This is a genomic window from Holdemania sp. 1001302B_160321_E10 (genome assembly GCF_015552275.1).
Taxonomy (GTDB): domain Bacteria; phylum Bacillota_I; class Bacilli_A; order Erysipelotrichales; family Erysipelotrichaceae; genus Holdemania.
Window position 1 is genome coordinate 35056 of the sequence record NZ_JADNEM010000026.1, and the last position, 12240, is coordinate 47295.

A 12240-nucleotide genomic window follows, 5' to 3' on the forward strand; every position below is an offset into this window, starting at 1 on the left:
TTGACAGTTTGAAATAAGGGGTGCGGAAAAGATTAAATGACAAGGTTCAGGGAGAAATACATGATTCTTAGTCTTATGAAGTGAGGGGGATTTTTGTTCATGCATATCAGAAACCATGGATGGCGGAAGTTTATTTTCATCATTTTGATCTCGGCTCTGTTGATTGCAGAATATGGGCCAACTGTTGTCTTTGCGAAAAAAAATTCATTCTCTGAAGAAATCATCATAGAAGATTTACAACTATCAGATTCACGCGACCAGTTTGCGCTGATGGAGGAATCTCAGCCGGGGTTAAATCCGGAAACAGATTCCCAAAAGCAGGATGCGGCGGAAACCGAAACGCCGGAGAATCAGAACCTGCTTTTGCCAACTGAGGAGATTGTAGCTGAACCAACACTGCCGCCGGAATTGACAGAATCCTTGGATCCTGTCCCTACAGAAACTCCGGTTTCCGCAGATCAGGTATCGGAAGAAACGGAATCTGAGACGGCAGCGCTTTTTCCGATTGTAGAAAATGATCGCATTCTTCTCTATCATGCCGAACAGCTGTTTTTGATCGGAACCAATCAACCTGTTACAACAATGGACTACGATCCTCAATTTTTGGGGACCGGTAAAAATCTGAATGATGAAAATGGCATGCCGCTGCTTTATTCCAATGACGCTCATTATGTTCTTATGAACGATATTCCATTGCCGCAGGGGCAAATCTGGCTTCTTCCGGAACCCTTCACCGGAACTTTTGAAGATGGTGCGCAGCGGTCAGAGATGACAGTTTACGATTCTCAGACTCAGATAATTTATATTTATCACCCTTATCAACTGCTGACGATAGCTTCCCAGACTGCAGCTGAAGAACCTGTCATGAGCCTGGATTATGACGCGGCTCAGTTTGGCATGGGGCAATGCTATTTTACAGATTCCGAAGCTACTGCCTTTCTGACCTACAGCCCGGATCATCCCTATGTTTTGGCGTCTTCCTTTAATCCGGAATATACTCAACCCCTTGCCGAACAGATCACGCTGGCAGACGACACTAGAACTTCGGATGGCCGCGATTTTGAAGGTCAGGTATATAAAGAAATAGATGGAATTAAATATATCCTAATCGGGAATGCTCAGCAGCTTCAGGCTATCGGCAGTGATCGTAAGGTATATGGAAAAGTATGGCAAAATATTTTGAATACGTTAAAATACGATGGAGATGCGGACATAGCTGCGGATCAAAGTTTGTTTGAACCTACTCTATTCATATCTTATTACGGTCAGAACCAAACGACAGGAGCTCCTGACCAAAAATCTAACGCGGATGTTGGCCTGACGTACAGTATCAATGCAAATTATATTATTTTCCGCGACATTGATTTACAGGATAAACCGTGGACTCCGATCAGTTTTTCAGGAACGTTAATTGGCGCGAAAGCGAACGGAACCGATAAAATTTGGAATGATGACTTAAATAGAATCTCAGAATCTGTTCAGCAGCCTGTGATCTCCAATATTAACGTCACTCAGTCAGGAGAATTGGACACCAGTAAAATAATGGGAATTGGCTTTTTTTCGACGATTACCAATGAAATTAATGTCGAGAATGTCGGTGTTTCTGCGGGAACTGTTCGAGTGTCCAATATCGCTTTGTCCAAGATTTCAGTGAACAATCAATCTCAAAAAGTAAAAAATACAGATTCAATTATTAATTTCTTGCTAACGAATACAGGCTGGCTGGTCGGTAGTTTAATTAGTGGAATTCTAAATATAATCACCTTGGGGAATGTAAAATTAAACTTAGGAGATTTATTAAAAGCCCTTTTAAATGCCAGAGCGGCAGATCCGTCTGCCTTTGCGACGGGGGCGTTTGCAGGAAGAATCATTGGCGATGTCGTTATTTCTGATTGTGTGGTAGATGGAGCTGAGGTTACAAACGTGATGGACAGAACCGGCAGCTTTGTCGGTCATGTAGAAGGGGTAACGCAATACAGCGGTTTGAGTACAGCTTTAGGAACAACCGTAGATCTTTTGACGTCATTGTTGAATGCTATTCCAGGCTTAGGTCTGGGAGATTTAATCACCGTTTTATTAAACAACAGCATTAACGTTGCCAATCTCATTCCTACAGGTTATATCAATCCAAGGATTGAACGCTGTGAAGTGAAGAAACTGACAGGATCAATCGGCACATCCGGGAGAAAGTTCAATGGGGGTTTTGCAGGTATCCAAATAGGAACAATAATACAGGATTGCAGAATTTCGGACAGTGCTTATACGGTAACGGCTGACGAATATGGCGGCGGTTTTGTCGGATTATGTCGGGATGCGGAAATCAAAGGTTTACTTACGGAAGTCGGCATTGATTTAATTCGTCTCATGAAGCCGCAAAGCTTGATTTTAAACTCACAGTTGGAGAATTGTTCTATTGCAGTGGAAGGGACAAATTACTTGGGCGGATTTGCTGGAGCGATGGCGAATAGCTATGCGGTCAATGCCTCAATCAGAAAAAAAGAAGATTCTGCGAAGAATATTGAGCTTAAAGTCAACAGTTCAGGCAGTAACGTCGGCGGATTTGCGGGAACGGCAACGGTGGGCTGGATTACAAACCTCGGTTCTGCAGAAAAAACCGAAAACAGTTTATTATCTGTCGTTAAGGACTTATTATCAGCCATATTAAATGGTTCAAATCCAGAGACAGCGCAAATGCTTCTGACCTTGGTGGGCGCTAATCCATCCGCGCTGTTGGGATGTCAGATTGACGTAGATGCAGTTATTGTGGAAGCTCAGGGAGATTATGCCGGAGGTCTGGTTGGAAGCGGTGACGGGCTCATCGTAGCCGAATCCAGGAATACGTATATCCAGGAGATTTCTTTTGCGAAGTATGCAATAGATTCCAGCGCATTTGTTTCAGCAATATCAGCGCAGCAGCCTTTATTGTCCGGCTTGGTGAGCGTTAAAGCGGAAAACTATGCCGGCGGGATTATCGGAGACGTTAAAACGGCATCGGCTGCCGGATTGGTGAATAATACTTTAGGTTTGGGAAATTTTCTCCCATTTACGCTGCAGGATATCACTGTTAAGGGTGTTGAAGCTGGCTATACTATTGCGGCAAGTGAAGAATATGCTGGCGGAGCAGTTGGAGAAGCCATAGGCGGATCGATCCAAAATGTTTCTCTGGAGGATGCAGGGGCAGTTTCGGCTGCAAGCAGGGTTGGAGGATTCGCGGGTTTAATCGGGCCTGGAGATCTGGCAGGCACCGGGGGCTTAGAGATCAATTTGTTGGGGATACCGCTGCTAAAGGCCAGTAATCTTCTCTCTGTAGGTCAGGCATTGGGCGTTGAAATTCTGAACTGCCATACGGTCGGAATTCCGAGCGGGATGACGGTCAGGGCCGCAGGTTTGCAATCACCGTTTGAATCTACGGCAGGCGGTTTTGCGGCACAAGCCAACAGCGCAAAAATTCATAACGCGTCGGTCAGTCAGTTAGACTCTGTGACGGCGGATTTCAATTTGGGAATTGCCGGCGGCTTTGTCGGTAAATCCGTTACGGGCGGATTGGCAGAAGTTTCGGATAAAACGGAATTATCAGGAATCATCAACGCAGGAAATCTGATCTCTGCAGTTGAGTATATGATTCCCCAATATGAGGATTGCACTGTTGGTTTTGTAGGAAAAAGCTTAGTTGAAGCGGATATTGCCGGCGGTTTTACCGGAGATTTTCAAAGCGGAAAAGTGAACAATACAGAAACTTCGGACACTACGGCGGTTAGAAATTTAAGTGAGGTTCATGGCGGACGGTATGCCGGCGGATTCGGCGGGAAAGTAACGTCGGGAGCGCTGGCATCGTCAAGTGGTGGCGTCAGTATTTTAGGAATATTGGGGGAGGCTTCAATTAAGATCAATGATTTATTAGGCGTTATTGAGGCTTATGTGCCTATAATTAAACAAGCTTCCGTCCAATCTTCAGAAACAGGATTGATCGTCATTGCTGACAGAGTGGATGACACTGATTCAGATTCCGGCAGTGCTGGCGGGTTCATCGGCTATGGCAGCGGCGTGCAGGTTACTTCCAGTCATGTCAACAAGTTAAAGCACACGATTGTTACACCGCCTGAAAAGCTGGAAAGCAGCCAGGCACCGGAGTATTTTGATCCTAAATTGAGTGCTTATTCGGTAACCGGCGCCCGTTATGCCGGCGGATATATCGGAAATATGGATGTTGGTTCAGCCGCTTCAGTTGGAGAAAGTTTAAAAGTATTGGGATCCAGTCTCTCTTTGAAGGATGTCTTAGGCGCTTTGGCGGTTGTTGTATCCACAATCGAACATTCCAGCGTAACAGGCCAGCCTGGCGGTTTCTCTGTCCTTGCCAGTAATGTATCAGATTCGGGCGTTCCTGCGGAAGGAATGGCCGGCGGTTTTGCCGGCATTATCCAGGGCGGGCATATCCAGGACAGCAGTTCTTATAACTTTGCCTATATCGTCGGCCAGCGGGCAGCTGGAGGCTATGTGGGCAATATGGAGCCCGGCAGTGTTGCCAAGGTATTGGAAAGCACTGAAATTCTCAAGGGCCTGGTCAGTGTTGGCGGTCTGGCTTCGGTTGCCGAGGATTTCGTTCCGACGATTCGCAACAGTGCAGCAACCTGTATTCCCTGCGGCGGAGTTGTCCGGGCGCAGGCTCCGGCGATCAATGGAATTCGCAGCGGTGTTGCCGGCGGTTATGCAGGACGCAGCGCCGGTGGACAAATCTGGGGATTAAACAAGTCTGCCTGGAAAAATGAAAACGACGAGAATCAAAATTATACCGGTCCTGTCCGGACCTGTTCGACTGATCGGATTCTGTCCGTATATGGCGCAGAGATCGCCGGCGGTTTCACCGGGTTAATGGAATGCGCGGATACTGCTGAGGGCGGCAATTTATCCCTGTTGTATGGATTAGTGAATGCAGAAAACCTGTTTGACGCACTGAGTATTGTCTATCCAACTGAAGAAAATACAGAAGTCAGCGGACCGTTAAGTAAGCTCGATTTGGAAACCTGGAACACGTGGGTTGATTATGTTGGAATCTATGGCGGCTTTGGCTCTGAATTGGCAGAGAACGGAAAATTTGTCGATCAAGAGACGCTTGATAAAAATCTGAGCCGCTATCTGTATGGTTATCATGTGGCTGCCGGCAGGAGTGAGATTTCCGGGGAAATCATCGCTTCTGAAGGCGGCAGTGCCGGCGGTTATGTGGGCGCGATGCACAGTGGCGTCATCACCAACGGCCAGGCCAAAGAGGTTAAACAAGTCTCTGCAATGCGAACTGCCGGCGGCTATGCCGGAGAAATGCTGAGCGGCGGTGCCGCATCGTTAGGGAGCGTAAGTATCCTGGGATTAAATTTAAATTTGGGACAGATGATCAAAGCCGTCGAGGTGTTTGTGCCAACGATCAAGAGTTCGTCTGTCCGGGGATACCAATCCGGTCTGATGGTAGCCGCAACCGGCGTTGATCCGAATGCGGAAATCGGCCATGCCGGCGGATATGTTGGCTTTGCGTCGGGCGGCCAGATCTGGGGTGATGTCAAAAATGAGCAAAATTCAACAGGAAACTGCGACGTACTTCGGCTCAGAGCGGTTAAGGGAACGCGATCTGTCGGCGGTTATGTTGGCAAAGCTACTTCCGCAGCCGCAGCCAGCGTCAGTACGCAGACTTCTGACGGACTTTTACAGAAGCTGCTGGATGCTTTAATAAAGAATACATCTGATTTAACGCGGATCTTGGAAGCTTCAATGACGACGATTCGCCAGGCCAAGGTCAGCGCTGCAGATGAAGCTTTTGGCTTTGTTGTCGAAGGACAGATCCATTCCGGCGGTTATGCCCGCAGTGCCGGCGGATTTGCGGGTACGCTGGAAGCTGCAGTTCTGGGGGATCGACATGGCGATACGCGACTCTGCGTTGAAAACTTACGCGGTGTGATCGGCGGCAACTATGCTGGAGGTTTCTTTGGCTTGGCTGATGTTGGCAGCGTTGCTTCCGTTTCCGGCAACGATACAACAGAAGGAAAAACAAGTATTCTGGAGTTCATTCAAGCTGGTGAGGTCAGCGTTCTGGACGCTTTCCGCAGCTATATTTACTCCGCTTCTGTTCAAGGGATCAGCGAAGGCTTCATCATCCGCGCTTATACTGAAGATACGGAAGGGACGCTTGACTCGAAACGCCTTACCGGCAATGCCGGCGGCTTTGGCGGCGGCTTGTTGAACGGAAGTGTGAAGAACTCGTCGGTTACCTCTCTGTCTTCCGTTTCCGGTTTAAATTATGTCGGCGGATTTATTGGACATTTAGGAAAGAATGGCGCTGTGGATGTCGATCGAGCTCAGGTGGCAGAAAAGTTAAACTTATTAAACGCTACCGCCGGTTTGTTCGATATCTGTGGATCTCATGTGGAAAGTTGTACGGTAACGGGCATTCCTGCCGGATATACCGTCACGGCTTCCAGTCCGCAGGCCATTGCCGGAGGGTTCAGCGGTTATGCCGATTTGTCCCGTATCTATGATTGCCATAGCGAACTGCTGAAAAAAGTGACCAGTGCCAACATTGCCGGCGGTTTCGTCGGGAAAACAGATATGAACTTTGTTGGAAATATCCAAATAAGCAGTTCCGCTGTTAACGTATTACTGATGATTGTAAATGCTTTATTAAAAATTTTGTATCTTAATGAACTTGAGAATATTGATCTGATAAAAATTGATTTTCCACCGATTGAAGAACTTAAATTATTCAATTTACACTTACTGACAGACGGGGATCTTTTATATGTCAATCTGCTGGGGTTAAAGATCGGGGTTGCCCTGGTTAAAAAAAGCGGCACAGATCCGGGGACAACCGATGTTGCGATCATAACTATCGGCGACAGCACAATAAAACTTCCGTGTACACAAGAGGGCGTTGATCGTAGTCAGGCCAATCTGGATATTCAACTGATCAAAGGCAATCGGACCAATCTGATCAATAACCAGGTCAGCGGTATCCATATCGGTTATGATGTCTTTGGCGCAGGCGCTTCCGACCTGGCGGATGGAATCAATCTGAACGGCTACAGCGGCGGTTTTGTAGGATATAACAACGAAGGCTTATTGGAAGACAACCGTATGACTTATTGTGATACTGTACGGGGATATGGTCAGGCTAATGCGCCGCAGGTTGGCCCATTTACCGGAACCAGCGTTTTAAAGACTGTGTATGATAATTACAATATGAATGTTATTGAAGGTAAAGGAAATATATACAGTATTTACCGCAAACTGGCTTCTACCTTCAATTTGATTCTCGGAATAGATTCTATAATACCATCGGAAGATGATGCAACGTATCAACGCTATGATCTCTCGCATTATACTCAGGTTGAATCTTATGATGATTTAAAGAATGCGAAACTAACAGACAATACGACGACGATCCCGTTAGAGGCCTATGTCAGTCCGGCGAAAGCCGTCCTGATGTTGGATACGCCGGTCATTGATAATTCGGAAAGTTTGCTTCCGGAACCCGGAGAAGTCCAGAACCCTTGCAATGAATATATCGAATATACAATTCAGAAGATCTGGAAGGATTGGGGAAACTGGGATCATCTAAGACCGGAAGAGATTCAAGTTATGATTTATCAAAGCTATGAGAATGCTGACGGGACTATTCAGAAAAAGCTCTATGCGGCAGATAACTTTACCAATCCATTTACATTGAGTGCAGAAAGTAATGGTTCTTCCTGGTCCGCAACCTGGAAAACCACTGAGGGTCAGATACGTCTCCCTGTCGCTTTCGAACAAGATGGAAAAATTTACTACTACTCATATACCGTTGAGGAAGTCCCCGTCAGCGGATATACGTCAACGATTAAATATGATACAACAGGCTATATTGCAACGATCACCAACCGACATGATCCAAAACTTCCCTTGACAGGCGGCCCGGGTGGAATCGCTCTGGCAGGGTTGGGAACTGTGATGATTCTGGCCGGATTGGAAAGCAAACGAAGAACAAAGAAGCGGAAAAAGCGAAGGAAAAGACGAAGAAGGAGACGATTAATCCACAATACAAAGAAAAAATCAACAGCCGTCAGAAACCAAAAATAGTAAAAGGAGAAGAAATAATTTATGAAAAAATGGATGACATGTCTTGCAAAAGCCTTAACCGTTTTTGCCCTTGTGATGGGATGCTTCATGAATGTCATGGCGGAAGAACCAGCCACAGATCCTACCGGTACATTAACGGTAAATGGAAATCAAAGTTCAACAGGCAAAACAATAACCGCTTATCAGATGTTTTCTGTAAAGGTAAATACCTCTGAGCCAGATAACTTGAGCTATACGTATGAATTGAATTCTGGATTTGAGGAGTTTTTTACAATAATAACAAAGGAGAAAGATTCAACAAAGATAAACGATGCGGCCTATGCTTATGTTTATGAGCTACAAGATGATAAGGCAAAAGTTGAATTTGCCAAAAAAGCATTAGCATATATTATTAGTCATTCTACTCAGTTCCCAGTGGACAATGGTGGAGTAAACAAAAGCGAAAAATTCGCGAAAGATGGAAATGGGGTTACTGCAACATTATCTAATTTACCGTATGGATATTATCTTGTGTATGCAGCAGGAGCTGCCGACACTACCGATTCCGCGAAACCTGGATCTCCGGCTGTATTAGTTTCTTTAGTGAAGGCAGAGACAACCATCGAATTAAAAAGTGCCTATCCGACAGTGGATAAGAAAGTTGATGATTTGGAAGCGACAAGCGCTGAAATTGGAACACAAGTAACATACAAGTTGACCTCAACGATTCCGGATATGACAGGATATTCATCTTATACATTCAAATTTGTAGATACTTTATCTGAAGGATTAACTTTAAATGAAGACAGTGTAAAGGTATATGTAGGCGAAGTACCAGACGCAATTCTAACAGATCCAGCGTATTCGAAAGAATTTGATAAGAACAGCAGAACTTTAACTATTTCAATGGATTTATTAAAAGAAAACTTTGCTGATCGAACTGGTGAACCGATTATTGTTACTTACACTGCAACAATCAATAAAAATGCTATTATATACAATAATAATTCAGCTGATCCAAGCAACAGTAACAACAACAGCGCCTATATAGAATACAGTAATGATCCATCTAACTCCCAAAACACTGAGAAGTCCCCGGCAGAAGTCGTTGAAGTTTATACATTTGATATCGTAATTAACAAATTCGCCGCAGGAAGCAAAACGCCGTTAGCAGGTGCTGAGTTTAGTTTATCGAAGAAATCTGATTCAACAAATTTAGAAAGCGATGCAATTCAGCTTATTCAAGTAACCTCTGACTCTGATGTATACCGACTCGCTGAATCAGGTGAATCAGGTTCAACCAGCACAATCGTTACAGGCTCTACCGGTGAAATTACCATTCAAGGACTCAAGGCGGGAACATATTATCTTTATGAAACGAAAGCTCCGGAAGGTTATAATAAACTTACAGCTCCCATAACAATCGTCATTGAGGCAGAGTATGACTCTGAAGGTAAATTCTCAAAGAGACAGGTTATAGTTGATAACAACACGGCATCTAAAAGCAATGTCGTCAATATTGAAAACCGGGCGGGCGCTGTTTTACCGGATACCGGTTCGATGGGGACGATGATTTTCTCCGCTATGGGCGTAGTGATGGTTATCCTGGGTTCGATCTGGATGAGCCGCAAAAAGAAGGGTAGTCGTGCGTAACAAATTTAAAAAACTGAGTGATTGGATTCCGGGACTGATTATTGGAACTGGAGTTTTGATCTTACTTTATCCGACAGTCAGTAATTATCTGAATTCGAAAAATGCCAGCCGCAGCGTGGATTTTTATGAGGAAGCCGTTGAGGCGTTATCTCAGGATCAGCGGCTGGAGCAGCTGGATGCAGCGCGTTCGTACAATGAGGTGCTGTATGCTCAAAATGGATCAAATACGCCGCAGATGAGCGAATATGGCGAATATGTGGCGGGAGAAAACTATATGGAACTGCTGAATGTCAGCGACGACGGGATCATGGGATATTTGATGCTGCCAAAGCTGGACGAAGCGGTTGCCATCTATCATGGTACGGATGAAGCAGTATTGCAGACTGGCATTGGTCATCTGGCTAATACGTCGCTGCCAGTCGGCGGGTCCTCAACACATGCCGCCTTATCGGGACATCGGGGACTGCCGTCAAAACAGTTGTTTACTGATTTGGATCAGATGCAGATCGGGGATGTATTTGTGATCAGGGTGCTGGGACAAACTCTGGCCTATCAGGTAGATCAAATCCTGACTGTATTGCCGGAAGAAATGGATGCCCTGGCGATCCAGGAAGGCCAGGATTATGTAACGCTGATCACCTGTACGCCCTATGGGATTAATACTCACCGATTGCTGGTAAGAGGAACCCGAATTCCAGATGCGGAAGCAGTGAAAGAAGTCGACGCAGCGGAGAAAACAAAAGTCATCCCGCAGGCTGTGAAGGAACTGTTGATCGCCCTGAGCGTATTAGTTCTCTATTTTACTCTACGATGGGGGCTGAAACATTTAAAGAAATGGAGGTAAGCTTATGGAAAAGGCAAATCATCAACGAAGAATTGCGATCATCCTGAGTGCAGGATTTGTCTTTTTCCTGATGCTTTGTCCAGTCCTGGCCGAAACTCAGCGTCAAGGGGCCATTCTCATTGAGGCCCAAATTCAGACAGAGGAGGGCCTCCAGGCGCTGGCAGAAGACACATATTCTTTAGTGAAGATTGCTGACCGCATCCAGGGAGAAACCGGAAAAGAAGATTATCAGATCGCGGATGCGTTTGTCAGTTATGATCGTAATTGGACGCAGCTCAGCGCTTCAGAAATGAGAGACGCAGCGAATGTGTTAGCTCAAGCTGCCGCAAAACTACAGATGTATACTGCTTCTGTAACAACGAATTTGCAGGGAAACGCCTGTTTTAGCGAATTGCCGGCAGGATTATACCTTATTGACAGAACTGATGCATCCATTCAAAACAGAGCGTATCAATGTAGTCCAGTGCTGGTCTTTCTTCCATATCCATTTCAAGGAAAGGAACTTTGGGAAGTCAATGTACAACTGAAGTTTGAACATCAGCCTTCATCGCCAGTAGCGCCGGAGGGACCGATTTCAAAATGGTCAGGGAAGGTGCCGGGAACTGGAACAGGAGTGTTTGACACGCTGGTATGCCTGGCGGCCGGCAGCGGAGTTGTGTTAATTGGTTTGTTGGAGCTGCGCAGACGGCTGAAGGGAAAAACGGCGACTGAGGACGATAAACAATGAATCCGCAGCGGGCATTACGATGGATCAATCGCTTGATCGTTATGATAACGCTTCTATTTTCTCTGGCACTTGGGAGCATTGGTTTATTATGGTACTCTGCCCGGCAGGGGCAGGCTAAGCTGTGGCAGTTGGCGCAGGAAGTCCATTGTGATGATCTATCTGATCAGGAAAACGTTTTTCTTCAACGATTGCAGCGGCTGCATGAGAAAAATGAGGATCTGTTCGGTTGGTTGAAAATCGAAGGAACTACGATTGACTTTCCTGTGATGGCAACGCCTCGAGACCCGGAATTTTATTTGCGGCGAGACTTTGATAAACGATGGTCGCACAGTGGACTTCCATTTCTTTCCGATAATTGTCTGGATTCTTTGAATTGCGATAATTGGATCATTTACGGACACCATATGAAAACGCACAGTATGTTTACGGATTTATTATTATACGAAGATGAACAATTTGCCAGGGAACATCCAATACAATTCAGCACATTAGAAGAAACGGGCGTCTATCGTGTAATAGCGGCATTGCAGGCGGATAACAATTCAGCCTTGCCGTTTTATAAAACTACGGATTTTTCCGATCTTGGTCAATTTGAACGCTGGATTCAGACTGTGGAATCTGCCAGTTTATATGATATGAACATCGAGGCAAATGCGGGCGACACCTATATAACGCTGATTACTTGCCGCGAATCTTCGTCTGTCAATGAGCGGTTTATCGTAGTCGCTCGCGAATCTGGGGAAAAATAAACTCACTCGATTATTAATAATTGAAAAATATTACAAAGGACTGTCCTTTCAAAAATAGTGTTGAACGAAACAAGAAAGACGCAGACGGGTTCCAGAAATGGGACTCATTTTTAAGGCTCTTTCAAAAATAGTGTTGGTGAGAGAAAAACCGAAACAAGAAAGACGCAGATGAGTTCCAGAAATGGGACTCA

Annotated in this window: 5 protein-coding genes; all 5 read left to right on the forward strand. The window is 45.5% G+C overall.

All coding sequences use genetic code 11. The annotated features are described in order from the left end of the window. Positions 1-99: 99 nt before the first annotated feature. The 5 genes from I2D94_RS14160 to I2D94_RS14180 are packed head-to-tail and all read left to right on the forward strand — an operon-like array spanning position 100 to position 12049. A complete protein-coding gene (locus I2D94_RS14160) occupies positions 100-8097 on the forward strand; it encodes a Cna B-type domain-containing protein (RefSeq protein WP_195397380.1) in 7998 nt (2665 codons plus the stop codon). Positions 8098-8118: 21 nt separating this feature from the next. Continuing rightward, positions 8119-9729, forward strand: a complete 1611-nt coding sequence (locus I2D94_RS14165; protein WP_195397381.1) for a SpaH/EbpB family LPXTG-anchored major pilin — start codon at positions 8119-8121, stop codon at positions 9727-9729. Then, positions 9722-10573 carry a class C sortase gene (locus I2D94_RS14170; RefSeq protein ID WP_295769005.1) on the forward strand — a complete coding sequence of 284 codons (852 nt, stop codon included), beginning with the start codon at positions 9722-9724 and terminating at the stop codon, positions 10571-10573. The genes I2D94_RS14165 and I2D94_RS14170 overlap by 8 nt, the downstream gene beginning before the upstream one ends. Positions 10574-10577: 4 nt before the next feature. Then, the gene (locus I2D94_RS14175) at positions 10578-11300 is read left to right on the forward strand and encodes a hypothetical protein (protein ID WP_195397382.1); all 723 of its coding nucleotides are present in this window, start codon (positions 10578-10580) and stop codon (positions 11298-11300) included. Beyond that, complete coding sequence (locus I2D94_RS14180) at positions 11297-12049, forward strand: class B sortase (RefSeq protein ID WP_195397383.1); 753 nt, start codon at positions 11297-11299, stop codon at positions 12047-12049. The genes I2D94_RS14175 and I2D94_RS14180 overlap by 4 nt, the downstream gene beginning before the upstream one ends. Positions 12050-12240 lie beyond the last annotated feature (191 nt).